The organism is Actinocatenispora rupis, from assembly GCF_016861975.1.
GTDB classification, from domain to species: domain Bacteria; phylum Actinomycetota; class Actinomycetes; order Mycobacteriales; family Micromonosporaceae; genus Actinocatenispora; species Actinocatenispora rupis.
The window spans coordinates 247,634-273,349 of record NZ_BOMB01000023.1 but is presented as its reverse complement, the minus strand read 5'-3'; the positions used below and the strand labels follow the sequence as shown (position 1 = coordinate 273,349).

22 protein-coding genes are annotated in these 25,716 nt (G+C 73.4%); 10 read left to right on the top strand and 12 right to left on the bottom strand.

The features are described 5' to 3' along the window. Positions 1-51: 51 nt before the first annotated feature. A complete protein-coding gene (locus tag Aru02nite_RS21040; protein ID WP_203660242.1) occupies positions 52-1,314 on the top strand; it encodes a hypothetical protein in 1,263 nt (420 codons plus the stop codon). A gap of 150 nt (positions 1,315-1,464) precedes the next feature. On the opposite strand, the gene Aru02nite_RS21035 is transcribed toward Aru02nite_RS21040, so the two are convergent. Then, positions 1,465-2,652, bottom strand: coding sequence for a hypothetical protein (locus Aru02nite_RS21035; protein ID WP_203660240.1), 1,188 nt, complete (start codon positions 2,650-2,652; stop codon positions 1,465-1,467). A gap of 803 nt (positions 2,653-3,455) precedes the next feature. Between Aru02nite_RS21035 and pdhA the strand changes: the two genes are divergently transcribed. The 7 genes from pdhA (at position 3,456) to Aru02nite_RS21000 (ending at position 12,977) form a co-directional block, all read left to right on the top strand. Further along, positions 3,456-4,637, top strand: coding sequence for a pyruvate dehydrogenase (acetyl-transferring) E1 component subunit alpha (pdhA, locus tag Aru02nite_RS21030; protein WP_203660237.1), 1,182 nt, complete (start codon positions 3,456-3,458; stop codon positions 4,635-4,637). Next, the gene (locus tag Aru02nite_RS21025) at positions 4,637-5,650 is read left to right on the top strand and encodes an alpha-ketoacid dehydrogenase subunit beta (protein ID WP_203660235.1); all 1,014 of its coding nucleotides are present in this window, start codon (positions 4,637-4,639) and stop codon (positions 5,648-5,650) included. The genes pdhA and Aru02nite_RS21025 overlap by 1 nt, the downstream gene beginning before the upstream one ends. A gap of 9 nt (positions 5,651-5,659) precedes the next feature. Further along, a complete protein-coding gene (locus Aru02nite_RS21020) occupies positions 5,660-7,054 on the top strand; it encodes a dihydrolipoamide acetyltransferase family protein (RefSeq protein WP_203660233.1) in 1,395 nt (464 codons plus the stop codon). Positions 7,055-7,272: 218 nt separating this feature from the next. After that, on the top strand, positions 7,273-7,410 hold the full coding sequence (locus Aru02nite_RS21015; protein ID WP_203660231.1) for a hypothetical protein: 138 nt from the start codon (positions 7,273-7,275) through the stop codon (positions 7,408-7,410). 724 nt (positions 7,411-8,134) lie between these two features. Further along, positions 8,135-8,716 carry a hypothetical protein gene (locus tag Aru02nite_RS21010; protein WP_203660229.1) on the top strand — a complete coding sequence of 194 codons (582 nt, stop codon included), beginning with the start codon at positions 8,135-8,137 and terminating at the stop codon, positions 8,714-8,716. Positions 8,717-8,970: 254 nt separating this feature from the next. Next, positions 8,971-10,809 carry an NHL domain-containing thioredoxin family protein gene (locus Aru02nite_RS21005; protein WP_203660227.1) on the top strand — a complete coding sequence of 613 codons (1,839 nt, stop codon included), beginning with the start codon at positions 8,971-8,973 and terminating at the stop codon, positions 10,807-10,809. Between the two features lie 182 nt (positions 10,810-10,991). Beyond that, the gene (locus tag Aru02nite_RS21000) at positions 10,992-12,977 is read left to right on the top strand and encodes an elongation factor G (RefSeq protein ID WP_203660225.1); all 1,986 of its coding nucleotides are present in this window, start codon (positions 10,992-10,994) and stop codon (positions 12,975-12,977) included. Between the two features lie 16 nt (positions 12,978-12,993). Here Aru02nite_RS21000 and Aru02nite_RS20995 read toward each other — a convergent pair whose 3' ends face one another. The 3 genes from Aru02nite_RS20995 to Aru02nite_RS20985 are packed head-to-tail and all read right to left on the bottom strand — an operon-like array spanning position 12,994 to position 15,223. Continuing rightward, complete coding sequence (locus Aru02nite_RS20995; RefSeq protein ID WP_203660223.1) at positions 12,994-13,749, bottom strand: LamB/YcsF family protein; 756 nt, start codon at positions 13,747-13,749, stop codon at positions 12,994-12,996. Beyond that, positions 13,740-14,609 carry a 5-oxoprolinase subunit C family protein gene (locus tag Aru02nite_RS20990; protein ID WP_203660222.1) on the bottom strand — a complete coding sequence of 290 codons (870 nt, stop codon included), beginning with the start codon at positions 14,607-14,609 and terminating at the stop codon, positions 13,740-13,742. The genes Aru02nite_RS20995 and Aru02nite_RS20990 overlap by 10 nt, the downstream gene beginning before the upstream one ends. Beyond that, positions 14,606-15,223, bottom strand: a complete 618-nt coding sequence (locus tag Aru02nite_RS20985) for a 5-oxoprolinase subunit B family protein (protein ID WP_203660220.1) — start codon at positions 15,221-15,223, stop codon at positions 14,606-14,608. The genes Aru02nite_RS20990 and Aru02nite_RS20985 overlap by 4 nt, the downstream gene beginning before the upstream one ends. Before the next feature lie 82 nt (positions 15,224-15,305). Here Aru02nite_RS20985 and Aru02nite_RS20980 point away from each other — a divergent pair, with 82 nt between their 5' ends. After that, a complete protein-coding gene (locus tag Aru02nite_RS20980) occupies positions 15,306-15,656 on the top strand; it encodes a hypothetical protein (RefSeq protein WP_203660218.1) in 351 nt (116 codons plus the stop codon). Between the two features lie 9 nt (positions 15,657-15,665). On the opposite strand, the gene Aru02nite_RS20975 is transcribed toward Aru02nite_RS20980, so the two are convergent. The 8 genes from Aru02nite_RS20975 to Aru02nite_RS20940 form a co-directional block, all read right to left on the bottom strand. Beyond that, entirely contained in the window at positions 15,666-16,352 is a 687-nt protein-coding gene (locus tag Aru02nite_RS20975; protein WP_203660216.1) for a GNAT family N-acetyltransferase, read from the bottom strand. Beyond that, on the bottom strand, positions 16,349-16,801 hold the full coding sequence (locus tag Aru02nite_RS20970; protein ID WP_203660214.1) for a histidine phosphatase family protein: 453 nt from the start codon (positions 16,799-16,801) through the stop codon (positions 16,349-16,351). Before Aru02nite_RS20970 ends, Aru02nite_RS20975 begins: the two co-directional genes overlap by 4 nt. 43 nt (positions 16,802-16,844) lie before the next feature. After that, on the bottom strand, positions 16,845-17,159 hold the full coding sequence (locus Aru02nite_RS20965; protein WP_203660212.1) for a DUF6458 family protein: 315 nt from the start codon (positions 17,157-17,159) through the stop codon (positions 16,845-16,847). Positions 17,160-17,278: 119 nt separating this feature from the next. Continuing rightward, the gene (locus Aru02nite_RS20960) at positions 17,279-19,129 is read right to left on the bottom strand and encodes an acyl-CoA dehydrogenase (RefSeq protein WP_203660210.1); all 1,851 of its coding nucleotides are present in this window, start codon (positions 19,127-19,129) and stop codon (positions 17,279-17,281) included. Between the two features lie 482 nt (positions 19,130-19,611). Continuing rightward, the gene (locus Aru02nite_RS20955; RefSeq protein ID WP_203660208.1) at positions 19,612-20,730 is read right to left on the bottom strand and encodes a PP2C family protein-serine/threonine phosphatase; all 1,119 of its coding nucleotides are present in this window, start codon (positions 20,728-20,730) and stop codon (positions 19,612-19,614) included. 126 nt (positions 20,731-20,856) lie between these two features. Further along, positions 20,857-21,414, bottom strand: a complete 558-nt coding sequence (locus tag Aru02nite_RS20950) for a septal ring lytic transglycosylase RlpA family protein (protein ID WP_203660206.1) — start codon at positions 21,412-21,414, stop codon at positions 20,857-20,859. Between the two features lie 278 nt (positions 21,415-21,692). Continuing rightward, positions 21,693-22,490: a polyprenol monophosphomannose synthase gene (locus tag Aru02nite_RS20945; protein ID WP_203660396.1), complete on the bottom strand. Its 798-nt coding sequence runs from the start codon at positions 22,488-22,490 to the stop codon at positions 21,693-21,695. Between the two features lie 187 nt (positions 22,491-22,677). Then, a complete protein-coding gene (locus Aru02nite_RS20940; protein ID WP_203660204.1) occupies positions 22,678-23,715 on the bottom strand; it encodes a S66 family peptidase in 1,038 nt (345 codons plus the stop codon). Positions 23,716-23,823: 108 nt separating this feature from the next. On the opposite strand from Aru02nite_RS20940, the gene Aru02nite_RS36780 reads away from it, so the two are divergent. Next, complete coding sequence (locus tag Aru02nite_RS36780) at positions 23,824-25,254, top strand: questin oxidase family protein (protein WP_239076834.1); 1,431 nt, start codon at positions 23,824-23,826, stop codon at positions 25,252-25,254. Positions 25,255-25,716 lie beyond the last annotated feature (462 nt).

Sequence of the window (25,716 nt, the reverse complement as noted above, 5' to 3'; positions counted from 1 at the left end):
TTGGCCGGGCCGCCGGTCACCCGGTGACCCGGCCCCGCGTACGCTTTGGTGATGTCAGCCTCACGAGGACGACCCGGCGGCGGCAACACCCGGCCCGGCCAGCCCGGCGCGCGACGCGCCCGGCCGACGCGGCGGGAGCCCCGTTCCGACTTCTTCGCCCCGATCCTCGCTGCCTGTGCCCCGATCGCCGATCTCGACACCGCGTACGACGCGGAACTGGCGGTGTCCGCCCTGCTCGGCGGGGCGTACGCGGCGGCCGACGAGGACCGTGCCGGCGCCGTGGCCCGCTTCTGCGACGACCTGCTCGCCGAGCTGGCCGGCCGGGACGACACGCTGTCCGGCGCGCTGCTCGCCGGCCTCGCCGCGGTCGCGCCGCCCGACGCCCGGGAACGGGCCGCCGAGCTGCTCGCCGGCCGCAAGGGCCCGGCCTGGGCCGCCGCGGCCGGGGCCGTCACGTGCACCAGCGCCTGGGCGATGAGCGACGTGTACGGCGACCAGACCGAATACATCCTCGCCTTCGAGTACGCGGACGGCACGCTCGGCGGACCGCCGCACGCCGTCTGCGTACTGGTCGACTTCAACCTCGGCATCGTGAAGGACTGCTGGGCGTCGCTGCACCCCGACGGCATCCTCGCGGACTGCCGGAAGAGCGCCGCCGAGGACGAGGACCTGCTGCTCGCCGAGGTCGACGCCGCCACCGTCGGGCTGCGCGTCGCCGAGCTGTTCGCCGCCACCGACCGGCTGCCGACACTGCCCGAGGCGCAGGGCCTCGCCGAGGAACGCTGCGCGGTGCTCGCCCGCCTCGCCGTACTGCCCGCGTTCGACGGCACGCCCACCCCGGACGCCTCCGACCTCGCCGGCATCGTCGAGGACTTCCTCGCCTCGCCCGAGGGCGAGCTGGAGGATGCGCCGCGCGCCGTCGTCGAGGCGTGCGCCCGCCTGATCGTCGAGTACTCCCTGGCCGAGCACCGCAACGACCCGCTGCGCTGGAGCCCCATCGCGGTCGAACTGTTCCTGCTCGACTGGGCGCCCCGGTCCGCGGTCATCGACGAGGACTGCACCCGCTGGCTGCCGACCGTCCTCATCGCCTTCGTCACGTACGCCGGGCGCCGCTCCGGCCTCCCCGACCACGCCGTACGGGCGACGCAGGACGCGGTCAGCGAGCACATCCCGGCGTTCGCCGAGTCGATGGTCGGCGCGGACACCGAGCACGTCACCGCCGCCCAGGTCGCCCGCGCCATGATCGCCGACGGCGTCGACCCCACCGACGACACCGCCGTACGCGCCTGGCTCGACGCCCGCATGCGCCCCTGACAGCACCGCGTACTCGCCAGGCGCGGTGCCGCGGCCAAAGATCCGGACCGTGGCCAGCGCCCGCGCGATGCACGGACCCGGTGGCGTACGGGGTGGTGGCTCGGTCAGCGGCGCACGAGATGGTGCGGTCAGGCGCGCAAGGTGGCGCGGTCAGTGGCGTACGAGGTGGCGCGGGCCGCGGGCCGTGGCGCGCCCCGCAGCGGACGCCCCGCCCGACCGCGCGGCCGGTACTGCGGCGTGCGCACCGTTCCGCCCCGCCTCCGCACGCCCCCGCCCGTGAGTACGCACCTGGACCGCGCCCGGCGCCCCGGAACGACCCGCCGCCTCCGCGGAACGACTGCCGGCCGCCGACGGGGACTCGGCCGCGGGCCGCGTCGCGGTACGGACGTTGGCCGCGGACCGCGCGGCCGCACGCCTGTCCGCCACCGACACCCCGACAGAACGGCTCTCGGCCCCAGGCACCGTCACGGAACGGCCCTCGCCCACGGGCACCGTGATGGAACGGCTCTCGCCCGCAGTCGGCGCCAGGGAACGGTCACGCGCCACGGGCGGGATCGCCTCCACGGGGCGCTCACCCCGCTCGGCGGGGCGTACGCGGGGCCTGGTGACCGGCGCGCTCCCGTACGAAGGCGCCGTGGTGACCGGCGCGCTCCCGTACGCGGGCGGGGTCGGGTCCGGCGGAAGCCCGCACGACGCGCCGGTCCCGGGCCCCGGCACCGGGGTGTGGAGGAAGTCGGACCAGTCCGGCAGTCCGGCGGGGGCCGGGATCACGACCGGCAGCCGGTACGCGGGTGCGTCCGGCAGCGGGACCGGGAGCGCGGTGCCGGGCGTACCGGCGGATTCGGGTGGGCGCGGGCCGGCGGGCGGCGGGACCGGGACGGACGGTGCCGGAAAACGCCATCCGGCCGGCGGGACGGGCACGGTACGCGGTGGCACGCGGTGCGCGACCTCCGGCGTCCGGGGCAGTCCGACGGGCCGGACCGCGGGACGGGCGGCGGGCCCGACGGGCGGCCCGACCGGCGGTACGACGGTGGGCCGGTCCTTCCGCGCCGTACGACGGGCCGCGCCGCCGGCGCCGTGTGGTGTGCCGTCCCGTGCCCCGTCGGGTACGACGACCCGTCCGGCACCGGGACGGTTCAGGAACGGTGTGGTGCTGGCGAGCGGCGCGCTGCGCAGCCGGTCCGTACCGGCGGCCATCAGGACGGTGGACGCGGCCACGGTGAGGACGGCGAGGCTGGCCAGGACGAGCGTGATGCGCCGGCCGTCGACCCGGTCGGATCCGCGCTGGACCGTGAGCCGGACGCGGGCGGTACGGACCAGGGCGATCAAGTCCGACATAAGGGGAAGCCGCGAGTCGGCGGCGGGCCCGAATCCGGTGGCGCGGCGTAACCGCGGCGCCTCGTTCGGCTCAGGCACGCCGGTGAGAGTAGCCCCCGATGTCACGTCCGCGGGAGCCCCGGAACGCCGGCTCGCGCGCCCGTACGCTCCGGACGTGGTGACCGTCACCCGCGCCATCGGCGTCTCCCTTCGCGTCGGCGCCGCGGTCCGGCCGGCCCGGGTTGCGGGCGGCCGAGCTGCGGCGCCCGGTTTGTCGCGTGGTCGATCGGCTCGGCCCGCCCGCGTCGACATGCTCGGTACGCACGCGACGCGGCCGTACCGATGGTGTGTCGGCTTGGTCTGGTCGTGTCAGGCGGTGGAGTACATGCCGCCCTACCTGGTCATTGTTGCACTTTGTGTCGACGTTGTATACACACAGTTGCCTAGATGGAGGAGGCTGCCACGGCCGGACAGCGCCGGCAAGCATGGCGATCGACACGCGCCGACCCCAGGCCGCCACCTGAACGCTGGTAAAGAAGGTTACGGTCGCGTAGGTTCTCCCCGGACCCCTGGACGGCCACCGAGCCGGCAGCGGCCGTTCGACCGCTTACCATGGCCGACAGGCTGTGGCCACGGTCACGGCTTCTGCCATGCTGGAAGGCAATCGGCAACGGGGCCGACCGTCGCGGCACACCCGCGATCCGGCCCTCTGCGCCGACGCTCCCGCCGGGCGTACCCCCAACCGGGGTCCGCGCGGCACTACGGACACGTCGCACGTGCGGTGACCCCGCACTGGCGGCACAGCGGAGGGAGAGGGATCGAACATGGGTGACAAACCCTCGACGAGGCCCCGCTCCGGCACCGGGCGCACGCGCCGGGCGTCGAAGCGGGACGACGAGGTGGCCCTCCAGGGGCCCACGCCGGACCCCGAGTTCGTGCAACTGCTCAGCCCCGACGGCGAGCGTGTGGACCATCCGGACTACTCCGTCGACTTCACCGACGAGGAGTACCGGGGGCTCTACCGCGACCTGGTGATCGTGCGGCGACTCGACCTGGAGTCGACGGCGCTGCAACGGCAGGGTCACCTGGCCATCTGGGCCAGCCTGGAAGGCCAGGAGGCCGCCCAGATCGGTTCCGGCCGCGCGCTGCGCAAGCAGGACATGGCGTTCCCGACGTACCGGGAGCACGGGGTGCTGTGGTGCCGTGGCGTCGACCCGACCGCGCCGCACGGGCTGTTCCGCGGCGCCGACCACGGCGACTGGGATCCCAGCGAGCACAACTTCAACCTGTACACGCTGGTCATCGGCGCGCAGACGCTGCACGCCGTCGGCTACGCGATGGGCATCGGGTACGACGGGAAGGTCGGCACCGACGACGGAGAGGCGGTCATCGCGTACTTCGGTGACGGCGCGTCGAGCCAGGGCGACGTGCACGAGGCGTGCGTGTTCGCCGGGGTGTACCACGCGCCGGTCGTGCTGTTCTGCCAGAACAACCAGTACGCGATCTCGGAGCCGGTGGAGCGGCAGACGCGGACGCCGATCTACCAGCGGGCCGCGGGCTACGGCTTCCCCGGCGTACGCGTGGACGGCAACGACGTACTGGCCTGCTACGCGGTGACGCGGCACGCGCTGGACGCGGCGCGGCACGGCCAGGGACCGACGCTGGTCGAGGCGTACACGTACCGGATGGGGCCGCACACGACGACCGACGACCCGACGCGCTACCGGAACGGCAGCGAGGTCGAGACGTGGAAGCAGCGCGACCCGATCGCCCGGGTGCGCACGTTCCTGGAGAAGCAGAAGATCGCCGACGACGCCTTCTTCGCCGCCGTCGACGCGGACGCCGACCGCATCACCGGCCGGCTCCGGGAGTACGTCATCGACATGCCGGACCCGACGCCCGAGATGCTGTTCGAGCACGTGTACGCGGAGGGCTCGCCGCTGCAGGACGCCGAGCGGGCCTGGTTCCGGGACTACCAGGCCAGTTTCGCGGGGGAGGGTCACTGATGGCGAAGCAGCAGATTCCGCTGACCGGGGCGCAGCAGCTCACCATCGGCAAGGCGCTCAACCTGGGGCTGCGCCGCGCGCTGGAGGACGACCCGAAGGTCCTGCTGATGGGCGAGGACGTGGGCCGGCTCGGCGGCGTCTTCCGGATCACCGACGGCCTCCAGAAGGACTTCGGCGAGGACCGGGTGCTCGACTCGCCGCTCGCCGAGTCCGGCATCGTCGGTACCGCGATCGGTCTGGCCATGCGCGGGTACCGGCCGGTCTGCGAGATGCAGTTCGACGGGTTCTCGTACCCGGCGTTCGACCAGGTCACGAACCAGTTGGCGAAGATGCACTACCGGTCCCGCGGCCGGATCACGCTGCCCGTCGTCATCCGCATCCCGTACGGCGGGGGCATCGGCTCGGTCGAGCACCACTCCGAGTCCCCCGAGACGTACTACGCGCACACCGCCGGGCTGAAGGTCGTCACGCCCGCCACCCCGCGCGACGCGTACTTCATGGTCCAGCAGGCGGTGCGGTGCGACGACCCGGTCGTGTTCCTGGAGCCGAAGGCGCGCTACTACGAGAAGGGCGAGGTGGACCTGGACGCGCCGGTCGCCTCCGCCGAGCCGCTGTTCGCGTCCCGGGTGTTCCGGGCCGGCACCGACTGCACGGTCGTGGGGTACGGGCCGACGATCCGGGTTCTGCGCGAGTCCGCGGACGCCGCAGCCGAGGACGGCCGCTCGCTCGAACTCGTCGACCTGCGCTCGCTGTCCCCGCTCGACCTCGACCCCGTGTACGAGTCGGTCCGGCGTACCGGGCGGCTCGTCGTGGTGCACGAGGCGCCGACGAACCTGGGCCCGTCCGCGGAGATCGCCGCGCGTGTCACCAGCGAGTGCTTCTACTCGCTGGAGGCACCGGTGCAGCGGGTCGGCGGCTTCAACACGCCGTACCCGGCGTCGAAGCTGGAGGAGCACTTCCTGCCCGACCTGGACCGGGTGCTCGACGCCGTCGACCGCACCTTCGCCTACTAGGAGCCGCGGATGTCGCGCGTCAAGCAGTTCCCCCTGCCCGACCTCGGCGAGGGGCTCACCGAGGGCGAGATCCTGAAGTGGTTCGTGGCGCCGGGTGACACGGTGTCGCTCAACCAGCCGATCGTCGAGGTCGAGACGGCCAAGGCGGCCGTGGAGATCCCGTCCCCGTACTCCGGCGTCATCGTGGAGCTGTTCCACGGGGAGGGCGCGACGGTCGACGTCGGCGCCCCGATCATGTCCTTCGACACCGACCCGGGTGCGGGTCCGCTGTCGGAGGCGGCTCCCGCCGAGGCACCGGCCGCGCCGACGACCGGGCCGCTGATCGGCGAGGAGTCCGCCGACGGGCGTACCGCTGTGCTCGTCGGGTACGGGCCGAAGGCGTCGGGCGGCAAGCGTCGCCCCCGTCGTACGGCGAACGGGGCGCCGGTGTCCGCGCCGGTCGCGCCGACCGTACCGGCCACGCCGCCCGCGGCCGTCACGCCGCCGGCACCCGTTGCGCCGCCCGTACCGGCGCACGCCGGCCCGGTGCTCGCCAAGCCGCCGGTACGCAAGCTGGCCAAGGACCTCGGCGTCGACCTGCGTACGGTCGCGCCGACCGGGCCGAACGGCACGATCAGCCGGGACGACGTGACCGCCGCACACGCCGCGGCCACGGCAACACCGGCGGCCGCCCCGGCGGTACGGCCGAGCTTCGGGCCGGACCGCGAGCAGCGCGTCCCGATCAAGGGCGTACGCAAGCTGACCGCCGAGAACATGGTGGCCAGCGCGTTCACCGCACCGCACGTGACGGAGTTCCTGACCGTCGACGCGACCCGTACCGTGAAGGCGGTCGAGCGGTTGCGGGCCATGCGCGACTGGCGGGACGTGCGGGTGTCGCCGCTGCTGCTGGTGGCCAAGGCGGTGCTGCTCGCCGTCCGCCGGCACCCGATGGTCAACTCGACCTGGGACGCCGAGCGCGGCGAGATCGTCGTCAAGGAGTACGTGAACCTCGGGATCGCGGCGGCCACCGACCGCGGCCTGATCGTGCCGAACATCGCCGACGCCGGCCGGCTGTCCATGCGGGAGCTGGCGGACGCGATGACCGACCTGGTCGAGACGGCCAAGTCGGGCCGTACGGCGCCGGCGGCGATGCAGGGCGGCACGTTCACCATCACCAACGTCGGCGTGTTCGGCGTCGACACCGGTACGCCGATCCTGCCGCCGGGTGAGGCCGCGATCCTGGCGTTCGGGGCGATCCGGCAGCAGCCCTGGGTACACAAGGGCAAGGTCAAGCCGCGGCACGTGACGACGCTCGGGCTGTCGTTCGACCACCGGATCGTCGACGGTGAGCTGGGTTCCCGGTTCCTCGCCGACATCGGCCGGTTCCTCACCGACCCGGAGGCGACGCTGCTCGCCTGGGACTGACCCACCGCTGTACCGCATCCGACGGCCGCGGCCCCCGCTCAGGGGGTCGCGGCCGTTACGTTTTCCCACGGTGACCGTGGACACAACGGCGCTTTCCCTTGTCGTACTGAATGATCGAAGGCATGTTAGCGACCTCACCGACGATTCGTTGGCATCGAAACGGTCAGTCGAGGTCTAATGGAGTCACACGACGACGAGCCAGCAGACGTGAGGCGGACATGAACACCCTGGTCGAGAAGTACCGGCAGCGGCGCACCGCGCACCGGCGGGCCCGCGCGATCAACCGCGCGCTGGAGCGCTGCCCCTCCCAGGCGATGCGGGACGAGCTCCTCACCATCGCCAACCGCGATTACTGAGACCTCAACTCACTCCCACCCGCTGCCCGGTCGGTCCTCCCGCGATCGACCGGGCAGCGCCCTGTCCGGGTAGCGTGTGGACCCGGATCCGTTGTCCGGTGAGGGAGGCGTGATGAGTCGCGACGGCGACGAGCAGCCGCAGGAAGGCGCCGGCAAGGCGCCGCGGCTAGGCCCGTTCCCGCCGGCCGGCCCGGTTCCGCCCCCCGAGACCGTGCCGACCGCCGACCCGCTCCCCGCACCGGGTCACGCCGCGGCGAACCGTCCACCGGCCCCCGGGTACCCCGCCCAGCCTCCGTACCCGGGGGCGCCTGTTCCCCGTCAGCCGCCGGTTCCCGGCCCGCCGGCGGTTCCTGGTCAGCCGGCGGTTCCTGGTCAGCCGGCGCCCGGGCAGCCGATGCCTGGTCAGCAGGCGCCTGGCCAGCCGGTTGCTCCGGGGCAGCCGGGGTACGCCGGGCCGGCGAACGTCGCGGGGCAGCCTGTGCCGGGCCAGCCGGTGTCCGAGCAACCCGTTCCGGGGCAGCCGGTGGCCGGGCAGCCCGTGCCGGGGCAGGGGATGGCGCAACCCGTTGCGGGACAAGGGTTTCCGGGGCAGCCGGTCACCGGGCAGCCCGGTACGGGTCAGGTTCTTCCGGGGCAGCCGGGTGCCGGGCAACCCGTCGCCGGGCAGGGGTTTCCGGGGCAGGTTCCGCCGGGTTCACCGGCCGGGGTCGTACCGCCGGGTCCGGTGAGCGGGGCGGGACAGCATCCGCCGCAGCCCGGCGCGCCGGTGTCCGGTGGGCAGGCCGGCGCGATGCCGCAGACCGGCGCGATGCCGGTACCCGGTGGGCAGACGGGCGCGCAGCACGTTCCCGGTGGGCAGACCGGCGCGCAGCACGTTCCCGGTGGGCAGACGGGCGCGATGCCGCAGACCGGCGCGATGCCGGTACCGGGTGGGCAGACGGGCGCGACACCCCAGGCTGGCGGGGCCGGTTGGCAGCAGTGGGGTGGGCAGCCGGCGCCGACGCCGCCGAAGGTGAACCGTCGGCCGATCGTGATCGGCGCCGTCGTCGCGATCCTGGTGATCGCGGTGGTGGCGGTCGTGGCCGCTCTGGTACTCAACGGCCGCGGCGGCGACGCGTACCCGGTGGGGTCGTGCGTCACGCAGCACGGCGGCAAGGCGGAGTCGGCGTCGTGCGACTCGCCCGGGGCGTACAAGATCACGAAGAGCGTGTCGGACCGCGGACGGTGCCCCGACCCGAACGGGCCGGTCGTCGAACTGGCCGGCGCGGACGGCAACCGCGTCCGGTGCCTCTCGCCGGCGAAGTGAGGGCGCCCCGTACCTGACGTCCCGTCGCCCGTTGGCCCCGGTCCGGGCGGCCGGCGGATCTGGTGCCTCGTCTCGGCGCAACGAACGTTCCGCACGCCTGAAGTCCCGTGGCGTGCGGTGTGGACGGCGACCGGGGCCGGCGCCGTTCCCGGGCGGAACGCACATCTGACGTCCCGGACAGTACGACCGCGGGTGAGGTGTGGGCCACGTCGGTTCGGGTCGGCGGGGACGGTGCGGCGACGGAGAATGGCGCCATGACCGAGGTACGGCAGGCCAGGGTGCGGGCGCCGGAGCTGCGCGGACGGCGCTGGCTGAACACGGGCGGGCGCGAGCTGACGCTGGCCGATCTGCGCGGACGGATCGTGCTGCTCGACTTCTGGACGTTCTGCTGCATCAACTGCCTGCACGTACTGGACGAGTTGCGGCCGGTGGAGGAGAAGTACGCGGACTCGGTGGTCGTGGTGGGTGTGCACTCGCCGAAGTTCGAGCACGAGAAGGCGCCGGGGGCGGTGCGGGACGCCGTCGAACGGTACGGGGTGGGGCATCCGGTGCTGGACGACCCGGAGCTGGTGACGTGGCAGCAGTACGCGGCGCGGGCGTGGCCGACGCTGGTGGTCGTCGACCCGGAGGGGTACGTGGTGGCGACGATGGCCGGGGAGGGCCACGCGGACGGGCTGGACCGGCTGCTCACCGAGCTGGTCGCGGAGCACACGGCGAAGGGCACGCTGGTCCGCGGCGCCGGGCCGTACGTGGCGGACCGGGACGCGGGTGGCGCGGCGCAGACGCTGCGGTACCCGGGGAAGGTCGTGGCGCTGCCGGGCGGGTCGCTGCTGGTGTCGGATTCGGCGCAGCACCGGCTGGTGGAGTTCGAGGCGGACGGCGCGACGATGCGGCGGGTGATCGGCACGGGCGCGCGCGGCCGGGCGGACGGCGCGGAGCCGACGTTCAGCGAACCGCAGGGCCTTGTCGTACTCCCGGGCGACGTCGCCGCGGCCGTCGGGTACGACGTGGTCGTCGCGGACACGGTCAACCACCTGCTCCGCGGCGTACGGCTGGGTGACGGGGCGGTGCGGACGGTGGCGGGCACCGGGGCGCCGTGGCGGTCCGCGCCGGAGACGGACGACGCGCTCGGCGTGGACCTGTCGTCGCCGTGGGACCTGGCCTGGTACGACGGGGCGGTGGTCGTCGCGATGGCCGGCATCCACCAGCTGTGGCGGTTCGACCCGGTGCGCGGCACCGCCGCGGTGTACGCGGGGACGACGACGGAGAGCCTGCGGGACGGGCCGCTGGCCGAGGCGTTCCTGGCGCAGCCGTCCGGGTTGGCGGCCGACGGGCGGCGGCTGTGGCTGGCCGACTCCGAGTCCTCCGCCCTGCGGTACGTCGAGGACGGCGAGCTGCACACGGTGATCGGTACCGGCCTGTTCGACTTCGGGCACGCGGACGTCGAGGGCACGGCCGGCGACGGTACGGTGCCGCGGGTCGCGGACGGCGCGCTGCTCCAGCACCCGCTCGGCGTCGGCGTGGCGGCGGACGGCGCCGTGCTCGTGGCCGACACGTACAACGGGGCGGTCCGGCGGTACGAGCCGGCGACCGGTGCGGTGTCGACCGTGGCGTCCGGGCTGGCGGAGCCGTCCGACGTACTGGTCGTCGACGGTGAGGTACTGGTCGTCGAGTCGGGCGCGCACCGCCTCACCCGTCCCGTACTCGCCGCACGCCGCGCGGCCGCCGAGCGGTACCGGACGGACCGGCCGGTGACGCCGCTCGCGCCCGGCGCGGTCACGCTCGACGTGGTGTTCACGGCGCCGCCCGGTACGAAGCTGGACGACACGTACGGCCCGCCGACCCGCCTGGAGGTCTCGGCTAACCCGCCCGAGCTGCTGGTCGAGGGCGCCGGCGTGGGCACCGACCTGTCCCGGCGGCTGGTCCTCGCCGACCTCCCCGGCGTACTCCAGGTGACCGCGCAGGCCGCCACCTGCGACGCCGTCGGCGAGAACCCGGCGTGCCACCTGAGCCGGCAGGACTGGGGAGTACCGGTCGCGGTGTCCGCGGGGGCGCCGGACCACCTGGACCTGATCCTCGTCGGCATGACCTGACGCGCCCGCCCCTCCGGCCAGCGCTCCCCCCGCCGCGATTCCGGTACTGCGCGGCTAATCCGGTTGCCGGGGTGGGGGTGCCGGCATAGCGTGCGCGGCAGGTCGACTGAGAGGACGTGTCATGCGGCAGCTTTCCGTTTCGCCTTGGTTCATCGACCGGCCGGACGGAAGGCACCACACGCATGGCACTGCTCAATCTCGGGATCCTGGCGCACGTCGACGCGGGTAAGACCAGCCTCACCGAGCGGATCCTCTTTCATACCGGCGTACTGGCCCGTCCGGGTTCGGTGGACGCGGGCAGTACGGTCACGGACTCGATGGCGCTCGAACGGGAGCGCGGCATCACGATCCGTTCCGCGGTGGTGTCGTTCGAGCTGCCGGACGGGCTGAAGGTCAACCTGATCGACACGCCGGGGCACGCCGACTTCATCGCCGAGGTCGACCGCGCCCTCCGGGTACTCGACGGCGTCGTGCTGGTGGTGTCCGCGGTGGAGGGCGTGCAGCCGCAGACCCGGCGGCTGATGCGGGCGCTGCGCGCGGTGGGCCTGCCGACGGTCCTGTTCGTGAACAAGGTGGACCGCGCCGGTGCGCGGGAGTACGAGGTGCTGCACGGGATTCGGGCGCGCTTGAGCCCGGACGTACTGCCACTGTCCACTGTGGACAACATTGGTACCCGGGGCGCCACGGTGCGCCCGGTGGGGCCCGACGCCGCGGCCGTGGAGCGGCTGGCGGAGCTGCGGGCGGACCACGACGACGACTTCCTCGCGGCGTACCTGGCGGAGGGGTGGCGTCCGTCGGCGGCGGAGGTCGACGCGGAGCTGCGGCGGCAGTCCCGCGCCGGCCGCGTGCACCCCGTGTACTTCGGGTCCGCGATGACCGGGGTCGGCGTCGACGCGCTGCTGGCCGGCGTCTCGGCGTACCTGCCGCGGGCGGGTGGCCGGGCCGCGGATCCGTTGTCCGGCACGGTGTTCGCGATCCGGCGGGGCGCGCGCGGCGAGCGCCTGGCGTACCTGCGGCTGTTCGGCGGAACGTTCCGCAACCGGGTCGCCGTACCGTTCCACCGGGACGACGGTACCCGGCGCGAGGTGCGCCCGACCGCCGTGGAACTGTTGGTACGCGGTGGATCCCGGCCGGTACGCGAGGCGGGCGCCGGCGAGATCGTCCAGGTCACCGGCCTGACCGGGGTACGCATCGGGGACCGTGTCGGCACGCCCGGTGCCGCGGCCGGGTCGCTCGTACCGCCGCCGACGCTGGAGAGCGTGGTGACGGCCGATCCCGTCGGGCTGCCGGTCCGCGGTCGCCCCGGCGGCCACCCGGTCGGCCGCGCCGACCTGTGGGGGGCGCTCGGCGAGCTGGCCGAGCAGGACCCGATGATCGCGGTACGCACCCGCGGCGACGGGATCTCCGTGTGCCTGTTCGGCGAGGTGCAGAAGGAGGTACTGACCGCGACGCTGGCGGCGGAGTACGGGATCGGGGTGACGTTCGCGCCGACCAGCGCGATCTGCGTGGAGCGACCGGTCGGCAGCGGCGCCGCGCACGAGCTGATCACCGACCCCGCCAACCGGTACTTCGCGACCGTCGGGCTGCGCGTCGACCCGATCGACGGCGAGGAGGTCGAGTACCGGCTGGAGGTGGAGGCGGGGAGTCTGCTGCCGGCGTTCCGGCACGCGGTCGAGGAGACGGTGCGGGACGTGCTGCGGCAGGGGCCGTACGGCTGGCGCGTCGTCGGCTGCCGCGTCACGCTCACGCACTCCGGCTACTGGGCGCCGATGAGCGCCGCCGGCGACTTCCGCGGGCTCGTCCCGCTCGTCCTCGCGAACGCCCTGCGCGAGGCCGGAACCGTGGTGTACCAACCGGTCCGGCGCTTCGAGGCGACGGTACCGGTGGACACGGTCGGGGAGGTGCTGGCCGCGTTCGCCGCGGCGGGCGGCACCCCGGGCGACATCACCGCCGACGACGGTACGGCCCGGATCGAGGGCACGATCGGCGCCGACGCGGTGCACACGATCGAGCAGCGGCTGCCGCGCATCACCCGCGGCGAGGGCGACCTGACCACCACCCCGCACGGGTACTCCCCGGCGGTGGGCGCGCCACCGCGCCGGCCGCGTACCGGGCCGGATCCGTTCTCCCGCAAGGACTACCTGCGCGAGGTGATCACGTCGCGCTGATCCGGCGGCGGGACGGTCAGGGGGCGGCGAAGGGGGCGAGGAGCAGGCCGGCGTCGGCGAGCGCGGTACGCAGGCGGCCGGCCAGCGCCACCGCCCCCGGCGTGTCCCCGTGTACGCACAGCGAGTCGACCGCGATCGGGATGGTGGCGCCGTTGACGGCGACGACCTCGCCCTCGACGACCATCCGGAGCGCGCGGGCGACCACCTCGTCCGGGTCGGTGACCAGCGCGCCCGGCTCGCCGCGCGGCACCAGCGACCCGTCCGCCGTGTACCCGCGGTCCGCGAAACCCTCCGCGACCGTACGCAGGCCGGCGTCGGCGGCGTGCCGGAGCAGCGCCGACCCGGGCAACCCCAGCACCGGCAGCGCCGGGTCGTACTCGCGGACCGCGCGGACGACGGCGGCGGCCTGCGCGTCGTCGCGTACCGCGGTGTTGTAGAGCGCGCCGTGCGGCTTCAGGTACGTGACGCGCCCGCCCGCGACGCGGCAGAACCCGTCGAGCGCGGCGAGCTGGTAGAGCACGTCGTCGGTCAGCTCGGCCGGGTCGTACGCGATGTGTCGGCGACCGAAGCCGGCCAGGTCGCGGTAGCCGACCTGCGCGCCGACGGCGACGCCGCGGCCGAGCGCCGCCGCGCACACCCGGCGCATCGTCGACGGGTCACCGGCGTGGAAGCCGCACGCCACGTTCGCGCTGGTCACGACCGTCAGCAGGGCGTCGTCGTCGCCGAGCGTCCAGCGCCCGAACCCCTCGCCCAGGTCACTGTTCAGGTCCATCCCGACACCCCCTCTGTGAACCGTACGGCCGTGCCGGGCCGGGCCTGCGCGACCCGCGGTACGTCGGCCGGGTCGACCACCGCGATCACCGGGTACCCGCCGGTCGTCGGATGGTCGGCGAGGAACACGAGCGGCTGGCCGTCCGCCGGCACCTGCACCGCGCCGAGTACGACACCCTCGCTCGGCAGTTCGGCGTCGACCGCGCGGGCCAGCGCCGGCCCGGTCAGCCGCGCGCCGACCCGGTTGCTCGTCGGCGACACCGCGTACTCCCCGGCCAGCAGCGTCCGCACCGCCGCCGCCGTGAACCAGTCCACCCGCGGCCCCGGATGCACCCGCAGCACCACCGCACCGCCCAGCTCGTACAACGCGGGCACGTCGACCGCCGCCGGCGACCCGTACGGTGGCCCGACGGGCAGCGTGTCCCCGCGTCGCAGCGGCGCCGGCCCCAGCCCGGACAGCGTGTCGGTCGCGCGCGAGCCGAGTACCGGTGGCACGGTCACCCCGCCACCCACCGCCAGGTACGTGCGGAGCCCGGTGCGCGCCGGGCCCACCGCCACCTCCGCGCCCGACGGTACGGCCAGCGGCAGGCCGACGTCGGCGTCGCGGCCGCCGACGCGTACCGGGGCGGGGGCGCCGGTGACGGCGACGGTGAGCGCCGCCTCCGCGCGGAGCGTCACGCCGGTCAGCGTGCACTCCAGCCCGGCCGCGGACTCGTCGTTGCCGACCAGCCGGTTCGCCAGCTCCAGCGCGGGCAGGTCGGCCGCCCCCGACCGCGGCACCCCCAGGTACGCCAGCCCCACGCGCCCGCGGTCCTGCACCGTCGTCAGCAGGCCCGGTTTCAGCACCGTCAGCGCCCTCATGAGCGCATCGCCGTGAACCGCACGCGGGTGCCCGGGACGAGCAGTGCCGGCGGCGACGCGTCCGGGTCGAACAACACCCGTCCGGTACGCCCGATCAGCTGCCAGCCGCCCGGCGACGGCGACGGGTAGACCCCCGAGTACGCCCCGGCCAGGCCGACGGAACCGGCCGCCACCCGGGGCCGCGGCGTGGGCCGGCGCGGTACGGCCAGCTCCGGCGGCAACCCGGTCAGGTACCCGAAGCCCGGCGAGAACCCGCAGAACGCCACCCGGAACTCGGTACCGGTGTGCCGCGCCACGACCCCGTCGACGCTCGTACCCCAGAGGTCGGCGACGTCGGCCAGGTCGGGCCCGTCGTACACGCAGGGCAGCTCGACCGAGCCGGCGTCGGCGATCTCGGCAACCGGCGCGACACGTTGCGCCGCAAGGGTTTCCGCCAACGCGACGGGATCGTCCACGCCGTCCACCAGTACGGTGCGGGCGGCGGGGACCAGGTCGGTCGCGGCCAGTTCGCCGGCGTCCCGGCGCCGCACCAGCTCGGCGTGCCACGCCGCCACCTCCGCGGCGTCCGCGCACTCCAGCAGGACCGCCCGCGGCCCGGCCCGATGCGTCAACATCCCGTCACCCTACGACCCGCGCCGCAGGTCAGCACCCGTGGTCGCCCGCCCCGCGCCGGCCCACAGCCTCTACAGTTCCAGGATGCGGATTCGACTCGTGGCGCTCGCCGCCGCCTGCCTCGCGCTCAGCGCCTGCTCCGGTTCGGGCTCGTCGGGCGGGGACGGCGACAGCCGGGCAAGCTCCGACGCGAAGGCGGCGTGCGCGACGCTGGACCGGATGGGCACGTACGACATGCAGAAGGAGGCGTCGTCCAGCGAGTTCGGCGCCGCGGTCGGGCTGGCGACGGCGGCGGCCGCGCTGGACGCGAAGTACGAGCCGCTCAAGAAGGCGCTCACGCAGGCGTCGAGCGCCGCGGCGCGCACCTTCAAGTCGGACAACCCGACCACCAAGGAGAGCATCAAGAAGGCCAAGGACCTCTGCGCCAAGATCTGACCCGCCTGCTCAGCGCGGCGCCAGCAGTACGTGCCGGTCGACCGGCACGTACCCCAGTCGGCGGTAGATGCCGGCCGCGCCGTCCGCGGCGTGCAGCCACACCGGCCCGGTCGTGAGCCGCCGCGCCACGCCGGTCGCCGCCGCGGACACCGCCGCCCCGATCCCCCGCCTCCGGTACTCCGGCGCGACCGTCACCGCCGACACGTACGCGGTGTCCGCGGCGCGGCGGACCTGCGCGCACGCCACCGTCACCCCGTCGAGCCGCCCCACCAGGAACCGGTACCCGGGGGCGCGCAGGTGCCGGTCGGTGACCAGCGGCGCCAGTTCCGTGCCGTACACGCCGAGGAACTCGGCCGGATCGCGTGGCGCGCCGACCGTCAGCCCCGGTACGTCCGGCGCGGCGACCGGCTCGTCCAGCACGTACACGGGCAGCGTCAGCCACTCCGCCAGCCCCCGGTACGCCGGCGCCGAGACGTCCGCCGCCGACACCTTCACCGTCCACGTACCGGCGCGCGCGGACAGCCACCCGACGACCGGCGCCAGGTCGTCCGGCGGTACCACCGGGCGCGCCCACGTCGCCCACGGCTGGTCGATTCCGTAACTGGCGCAACGGATCCCGGCCACGACGGCACCGTCACCGTCCACATCGGACAGATCGGCCAGCGCCGCCTCCGCGCGCGCCAGCCGCGCGTTCACGCCGGCCACCCCGACACGTACCGCCAGCCGTCCGCGTCGTACTCCACCAGCGCCACGTCGCCGGGCCGGAGCGGCGCCGCGTACACCCGGGCCGGGGTGAGGCCGGTGCACAGCGCCGCCAGCGGCAGCTCCACCGCGCCCGACACCACCGCCACCGTGTACCCCCGGTTGCGTTCGGCGATGTCCGTCAGCGCGTCCGCGAACCGGTCGAGCAACTGCCGGCCCGACACGCCGTCGCCGGACGGCGCGTCCAGATCGCCGTCACGGAGCCAACTCCCGCGCGGTACGCCACCCGGACAGGCCAGCCCGGCGTGCTCCTCGACCGTCACCCCGTACGCCCCGCCGTCACCCGGCGCGACGAACACCCGCACCGGCCGGTACGGCAGCAGCGCCGCGGCGTCGCCGGCCACCAGGCAGGCCACCCGCGCGGGACACATCAGGTCGGACACGGCGCCAGCGTACGACCCGGCGCCGCGCCGCGACCAGCGTCTTTCAGGCCCGCCGGGCCGGCCTGGGCGCCCGCGTACTGCCGCCCGGACCGGTCTCCGGCGCCACCGACGGATCGTTGACGCTGCGCCGTTCCGTCACCGTGGTCGGATGGCCGTCCTGGTACACCTCGCGCTGCGTCACCGTGGTCCCGCGGCGCCGCCGCGACCACACGGCCAGCGTGATCACCAGTTCGACCGCGCCCGCGAGCAGCAGGATCCATCCGACCACGCGTACGTCGAGCCAGCCCAGGTCCGCATGTACGGCGAACGCCAGGATCGCGCCGAGTACCAGCAGGAAGATGCCGATTCCAATACCCATGAGCCACCTCCTGACCCGTACGTACCCGGAACGCGCCGGTCGACACGTTCCGGACACACGAACGGTCCCCGGGCGGGAGGGCCGGGGACCGTTCGTGTCAGGGGGTTTCTCGGATCAGGTCAGAAGGCGGCCTCGGGCAGGTCCATCGCGTCGAGGTTGGCGCCCTCGACGATGGCCTTGTCGCTGGCCAGCCGCGGCAGTACCTCGGCGGCGAAGAACGACGCCGCGGCGACCTTGCCGGTGTAGAACAGCCGGTCGTCGTCGGAGACCTCGCCCGCCAGCTTCGCCAGCGCCACCTCGGCCTGGCGCGCCAGCAGCCAGCCGATGACCAGGTCGCCCATGGCGAGCAGCAGGCGACGCAGGTGCAGCGCTGCCTTGTAGATCGACCGCGGCTCGCCCTGCTGGGCGGCCCCCGCGTACTCGAAGATCTTGCCGAGGATGCCCTGCACGTTGTCCAGGGCCGTACCGACGGCGGCGCGGACGACCTTGAGTTGCTCGTCGCCGCCCTCGGCGTCCACGAACGCCTTGATCTCGCCGGCCACCGCGAGCAGCGCATTGCCCTGGTCCTTCACGATCTTGCGGAAGAACAGGTCCTGGGACTGGATCGCCGTGGTGCCCTCGTACAGGGTGTCGATCTTCGAGTCGCGGATGTACTGCTCGATCGGGTAGTCCTGCAGGAAGCCGGACCCGCCGAACGTCTGCAGCGACTCCGACCCGAGCAGCTCGTACGCCCGCTCCGAGCCGCAGCCCTTCACCAGCGGCAGCAGCAGGTCGTTGACCCGCTTCGCCAGCTCCTCGGCGTCCGCGTCACCGGTCGCGACCGCGATCTTCACCGCGTCCTGCCAGTTCGCCGTGTACGCGACCAGCGCCCGCAACCCCTCCGCGTACGACTTCTGCATCAGCAGCGAACGCCGCACGTCGGGGTGGTGCGTGATCGTCACGCGCGGCGCGGACTTAGACGGGTTGGTCAGGTCGGCGCCCTGCACCCGCGACTTCGCGTACTCCAGCGCGTTCAGGTACCCGGTGGACAGCGCCGACATCGCCTTCGTACCCACGAACATCCGCGCGTACTCGATGATGTGGAACATCTGCCGGATGCCGTCGTGCACGTCGCCGACCAGGTAGCCCACGCACGGCTCGCCGTCACCGAGGGTCAGCTCGCAGGTCGTTGAGACCTTGAGGCCCATCTTGTGCTCGACGTTCGTCACGTACGCGCCGTTGCGCTCGCCCAGCTCACCCGTCTCCGGGTCGAACCGGAACTTCGGCACCACGAACAGCGACAACCCCTTCGTACCGGGGCCGCCGGCGCCCTCGACGCCGACCGGCCGCGCCAGTACGTAGTGGATGATGTTCTCGCTCAGGTCGTGCTCACCCGACGTGATGAAGCGCTTGACGCCCTCGATCCGCCAGGTGCCGTCCTCCTGCTTGTACGCCTTGGTGCGGCCGGCGCCGACGTCCGACCCGGCGTCCGGCTCGGTGAGCACCATCGTCGCGCCCCAGCGCTTCTCCGTGAACAGCTTCGCCCACGCGCGCTGCTCGTCCGTACCGTCGGCGTAGAGCGCGCCGGCGAAGGACGGACCCGCGGCGTACATGAACGCGGCGGGGTTGGCGCCGAGGATCATCTCGGCGGCCGACCACCAGAGGGCGCGCGGCGCGGACGTGCCGCCCATCTCCTCCGGAATGTCCATCCGCCAGTACTCCGCGTCCATCATCGCGAGGAACGGCTTACGGAAGGACTCGGGCAGCTTCACCGTGTGGGTGGCCGGGTCGAACACCGGCGGGTTGCGGTCGGCGTCCGCGTACGACGTGGCGAGTTCCTCGCGGGCGAAGCGGTCGATCTCGGCCAGCAGGCCGCGGGCGGTGTCCTCGTCGATCTCCTCGAACGGCGGCTTGGCCAGCCGGTCGGCCGTGCCGAACACCTCGAACAGGTTGAATTCGAGGTCCCGCAGGTTGCTCTTGTAGTGACCCATGTGCAAGCTCCCCGGACTACCGTCTGGCGCCAGCGTCGGCGGCAGTCTCACCCGTCGCCGACCCGTACTCTTCAGTAACCAACTGTATTACCCATGGGTAACCAGAGGCAAGCCAGCCTTGTCGGATCGCCGACACTCACACTCTCAGTGACGTGCGTCACCGCAGGTCGTGACCGTCGTTGACCCCCACGACGGGCCGCGAGGTCCGCGTCAGCCTGCCGCCCGCCCCCTGCCGCGGGCGGCTGGATGGGAAGGGGCCGGGACATGTTGACCAGCCTGCTGAACAGGTTCGCCAGCAAGAGCCGCTACGTCGGCCGGCACCGCGCCGGGAGTACCGAATCGGGCGGCACGACCACGACCGACGCCGAGTCCGCCGAGAGCTGAGCACCACCGGCAACCACGTCTGAGGGGTACGTGGATGCCGCGCCGTCGGGGCGGCCGGGACGATCCGGCCGCCCCGAGGCGTATCCGGAGCGCGGCGCCTACGTGGCGTTCGCCGCGCCGTCGCCCAGCTCCCAGCTCGGCGTCGACCCGCCCACCGTCCGCGACGCCCCCGTGTACTCCAGCAGTACCAGCGCGATGTCGTCGTCGAGGATCCCGTTCACCCACTCGATCAGCGCGGCCTCCAGCGACGCCAGGCCGTCCTGCACGGTACCGTGCCCCAGCAGCCCCCAGGCGCGCTCCTCGATCGGGAAGAACTCGCCGTTGCGCCGCGCCTCCGCCAACCCGTCCGTGTACAGCAGGATCCGGTCGCCCGGCTCCAGCCGCTGTACCCGCGGGCGCGCCAGCGGCATGAACCCGAGCGGCGGCGCCGGCGCGGGCGGATCGAGCGGGATGGCCTGGCCGCGGCGCAGCAGCAGCGGGGCGGGATGCCCGCAGTTCAGTACGGTCAGGGTGCCGCCGCGTTCCTCCAGCAGGGCCGCCGTGACGAAGTCCTCCAGACCGACCGACCGCGCCACCGCCCGGTCCAGGTCGGCGAGGATCGCCCGCAGGTCCGCCCGCTCGTACGCGACGTGCCGGTACGAGCCGAGCACGATGCTGGCCAGCCGTACGGCGTCGAGGCCCTTCCCGCGGACGTCACCGATCAACAGCCGCACCCCGTACGTCGTGTCGACCGCCTCGTACAGGTCACCGCCGATGTCGGCCTCGGCGCTGGCCGAGACGTACCGGGCGGCGAGGGGGAGGTTGCCGACGCGCGGACCGAGCGGGCCGAGAATCGCCTGCTGGGCCACGGACGCCAGGCGCGACAGCGCGGCGAACCGTTCGACCTGACGTTGTCGTACGGCGCCGACGGCGGCGGCGATGCCGCTCGCGAACAGCACCGCGACCACGTTCACCGCCACCGCGGTGTCCGGGCCGGTCGGCGCGGTCAGCCAGAACATCGTCGCCAGGACGACCGAGACCAGCCCGACGGGCAGCACCGTACGCCAGGAACCGAACGCGGCGGCCAGGAACGGCGGGGTCGCGAGCAGTCCCACGTAACTGGGATTGCGGCCGTCGGCGAGTTCGACCGAGACGATCAGGACGAGCAGGACCAGGGCAGCGCCGAGGCCGGCACGGGCATCGGGGCGCATCACACGACGCGCCGGGTTACGAGGCATCGCTCATCTCAGGTCCCGGGGCGGATCGGATGGACACAGGATGCCCCGTGCCCGCGCGGTACGCGAGGCCCAGGGGGCGTTTCGTGGATCTTCCTGGCCCGGGTGGCGCGGCGCCGCCCCGAATTGTCAGGAGATGACCTGGTACTCGACCTTCACCGAGCTGTCCGACAGCGACGCGATCTTGCCGTACGCGGAGCTGGTGAGGTCGAAGCAGCGGGAGCCCGAGTACGGCCCGCGGTCGTTGATCCGGATCTCGACGGACTTGCCGTTGTCCGGGTTGGTGATGAGGACCTTGCTGCCGAACGGCAGGGTCAGGTTGGCGCCGGTCATCGCGGTCGCGTCGAACGACTCGCCGCTCGCGGTCTTCGTACCGGTGGCGACGTAACCGACCTGGCAGCTGCCGCTGTTCCCGGTGGTGGGCGCCTGGCCCCCCTCGTCGGACGACGAGTCGGCCTTGCCGGCCGCGTCGGACCCGGCGGCACTGCCACCCGCGGCGCTGCCACCCGCGGCGCTGCGCGGTTTGCCCCGCGAGGCGCGCTGCTCGGCCGCCTGACGCTCGGCCGACGTCGCGGCGGCGGACTTGGTGTTCGGCGACTGGGCCTCCGCGTCGTGCCCGGCGAGCGTCAGGGAGACGGTGCCTGCGGCGACGGCGGCCACGACGAGGCCGGCAGCGATGGGGAGCACTGGGCGAGCAAACCGCCGGCGTACGTGCCTGCCGTTCAACGCAGCTCCCCTTCCTGTCGACCGATCCCGCGGAACATAACGAACGGGTTACCCGGCAGGCAACCCCGCCTCCGTGGTCTGTTCACCGCAGCCCGTAAGGATCGCAGGGTATGTCCGGGTAGCGACCCGTCTGGAGGAGCGCGAATGTTCCGTACGTCACGCCCACTCGGGGAAAACTCCCTAGGGGCAGGACGGCCCGCCGTTTCCGGTCGTGACAGGACGACCCCGTACGGTGCGGGTCAGGGGCGCAGGTCGCGCCGGCGCCGACGCAGCCGTAGCGGCATGAGGGCGGACTCCCACTGCACGGCGAAGCTCATCTTCGACGCGCCGCGCTGCCGCTCCTCGAACCGGATCGGCACCTCCATCACCTTGTGCCCGCGCAGAACAGTCCGGTAGTTCATCTCGACCTGGAAGCTGTAGCCGTTGCTGCCGACCGACTCCAGGTCGATGTCCCGCAGCGTCGACGCGCGCCACAGCTTGAACCCGGCGGTCACGTCCCGGATCCGCAGCGACAACAGCCGCTGCACGTAGAAGTTCGCCCAGCCGGACAGCAGCTTGCGGTGCAGGCCCCACTCCTCCGCCAGTACGCCGCCGGTGACGTAGCGGGAGCCGATGACGACGCCGGCGCGGGTGGCGAGCAGCGTGCCCAGCATCTCCGGCAGGTACTCCGGGGAGTGCGACAGGTCGGCGTCCATCTGTACGACGAAGTCGGCACCGGCGTCGAGCGCGCGGGTCATGCCGTCCACGTACGCCCGGCCGAGGCCCTCCTTGGCCGTCCGGTGCACCACCGACAGGCGGCCGTCCAGCTCCTCCGCGAGCTTCTCGGCGACCTCACCCGTACCGTCGGGGCTGTTGTCGTCGACCACCAGGATCCGCAGCGCGGACAGCGGCAGGGCGAGCAGCGCGCGGGTGATCACCGGCAGGTTGTCGGCCTCGTTGTACGTGGGCAGCACGACCGTCACGGCCGAGTCGCACCAGGGCTCGGGCAGCTCGACCGCGCGGGCGGCCCGCTCGATCGCGGGATCAGACGACGACATGTCCTGATCGTCCACCACGTCACTCGCCATCGGCCGCCCTCCTCGATGCACCCCGTACGCTGCCAGCCGGCAGCATCAGTCTCCCACCGAGCGTCACCGACGAGACCGGCAGCGTAGGGCATCCCGGCCAGACGGCGCAGGACGCCCCGCCGTTCTTACCGACGTCGAACCCTGGCCGGGGCGCCGGTCAGTACCGGACGGTGATGCGGCGGGCAGTCGGGTCCACGGTGACCTGGCCGCCGATCGGCACGACGAGCTGCGGGTCCGTGTGGCCGAAGTCGACGTCGAACACCACCGGAACCCCCGGGTGGTACTCGTCGAGCGCGGTGCGGAACGCGTCCCGCTGGGCCTCCGCGTACGCCGTCTTCTGCTCGGGGGTGTTCCGGTTGTCGAGCGCCCAGCACTTCGGGCGGCCGACGAGGACCGCGGCGAAACGCTGGAGCATGCCGCGCTCGCCCATCCCCGACAACACCCGGTAGACGTCCTGCGCGCGGGGCATCTCCTCCGAGGTCTCCAGCAACAGCACGGACCCGTCGTACGCCTCGGGGGAGCGGATCCAGCGGCCGGCGCGCAGGTTCCAGTCGACGATCTCCAGGCAGCCGCCCCACGCCGGGCCGGTCACCGTCGTCGCCGGGCCGTGCCAGGTCCAGCCGCCGGCGGGCAGCATCGGCGGCTCGGTCGCCAGCGTCGCCGGCTCCGTCCACTCCCGGTCCACGTCGGTGTACTCCGCCGCCGGACGCAGCTCGTACTCGTCGTGGGTGAAGAGGGCGGCGCGCAGCGACTCGGTGGTGTGCGGGTTCATCGAGCCGCCACGGCCGAGCGCCGTCATCACCGTGCCGCCGTAGTACGAGACGATGCCGAGGTTCCAGAGGAAGACGTGCAGGTTCGTGTTGTCGCTGAGCCCGAAGAACGGCTTCGGGTTGGCGCGCAACAGATCCGCGTCCAGATGCGGCAGTACCTTGATCTGGTCGGCGCCGCCGATGCTCGTCACGATCGCGGCGATGTCCGGGTCGGCGAACGCGGCGTGCACGTCCGCGGCGCGCTCCGCCGGGCTCGCACCGAACTTCCGCGTCGTCGGGTACTCCACCGGGACCAGGCCGAAGTCGTCCCGCAGCCGCTCCAGCCCCAGCTCGAACGGGCCGGGGAAGATCGCGGGCAGCGCCGCGGCGGGGGACAGCACGGCGACCCGGTCACCGGGCCGTGGCTTCGTCGGGTACGTGTGCACGGGTCGAGACGCTAGCAGCCGGGATCCGCCGCCACATCCGGGATTCACCGCTTGACCTGAAGTCCGGTTCAGCGTGCAGCATCGTGGAACCGAGCCGAGGAGGACACGATGGCCGACGGAATCCTGGACGAGGCGTACGAGCGGCTGCACCGCACCGGACCCGAACGCCAGGGCTGGCTCTCCAACCACGCACCCATGGCCGTCGAGGCACTCGCCCGGCACGGCCACGACACGGACATCCACCGCTGGATCGACTGGTACGCACCGAAACTGGAAGACATGCCCAGCCGGTACGAGCCCATCGACGCCGGCCGGTGGCGGGACGCGCTCGGCGACCCCCGCCGCATCGCCGACTGGGTCGACCTGCTCACCGGCGAGACCACCGAGCGACCCTGGCGCGACGTACTGGTGACCTGGTGGCCACGGCTGCTGCCCGGCATCGCCGCCGGCGCCACCCACGGCGTCATCCGCGTCGGCCACGCCGTCCGTACCCTGCTGTCCGGCGACGAGTCGCCCGCCGCCGTCGCCGAACTCGGCCACGCCCTCGCGTACTGGGCGGCACGCTGGCAGGCCGTACCCGGCGTCGAACTCGGTACCGTCGGCGGCACCCTCACACCCGACGCCGCCCTCGACCACGTCCCCGTACTCCCCGACCAGACCGGCGGGATCCGCGACCGGCTCGCCCGCCTCGACGGACTCACCGGTACGGGACGCGCGGTCCCACCGTCCGTACCGGGACCGGGTTCCGGGTCTACGTCTGCGTCTGCGGCGGGCCTGGGATCGGGTTCCGGGTCGGCGTCAGCGGCGGGGCGGAGGTCGGGGGCGGGTTCGGGATCGGGTTTCGGGTCGGTGTCTGGATCGGAGCCGGGGGCCGGTTCCGGGTCTACGTCTGCGGCGGGGCTGGGATCGGAGTCGGGGTTCGGGGCGGGCCCGGGCCTGGCATCGGGGTCGCGGTCCGGGCCTTCGGGCCATGACTCCGGGATTTCACGTCGGGAACCTGGAGTCTCGGGGGTCGGGGCTTCGGGGGTTGGGGCGTCGGCGGTCGGGCCTTCCGGGGCTTCGGGAGCTGCGGTTTCCTGGCCCGACTCGCTCGCGGCCGGTGCGCCGCCGGACGATCCCGAATGGGCCCGCGACTGGCTCGCCGACCTCGTCGACGCCGCCGTCCGCCGCTATCGGTACTTCGGGTACGGCGAGCCCGTCATGCTCGTACACTCCGCCACCGCACCCAACGCCGTACTGCGTACGCTGCCCGCGCTGCCGCCCGAGCTGTGGGTACCCAGCGTCGGCGCCGCCTGGGCCGCGTCCGCCGCCGTCACCTCCGTGTACACGCCCGACCGGCCCGTACCGGTCGGTGATCTGACGGCGCCGCCGGGCGGGACCGATCCCGTACGCGAGGTGCTGGACCGGGCCGCGGCGCACCGGGGCGAACACGTGATCAAGCTCGTCGACACGGCGGTCGACGTGCATGCGCGTACCGGTGATCCGGACGCGTTGGCGGCGGCCGCGACGGCGATCGAACTGATGAGCGAGGACTCCTGAGCGGCGGGGCTCAGGGCTCCTGACAGTGGGGTTCAAGGCTCCTGACGGTGGCGCTCAGGACTTCTGAGCGTGAGTCCTGACCGGGGGGCTCAGGGCTCCTGGCGGTGGCGCTCAGGACTCCGGAGCGTGAGATCTGAGGGGCTCGTGACAATGGGGTTCAAGGCTCCTGACGCTCGGGCTCGGGGCTCCCGAGCGTGGGGCTCGGGAGCCTGACGGTGCGGCCCGGGACTCCCGAGCGCGGGGCTGTGGATGGTTGTCCACAGGGCGGGGTGGTTGTCCACAGCCCCCTTCAACGGGGTTCGGAGCGGACTATCGTGGTTGCGGGGTCGCCCCCCGGAGAGGGTGGGGGAGTGTTCCGGGGCGGGCGGGCTGTTTCACGCCTTTGGCTCAGTGATGGGGAACTGGTGGGCTGCGGGCCTCGCTCCACCTCCGCCGTCCGAGTCCCGCCGACCGCGTCATGCT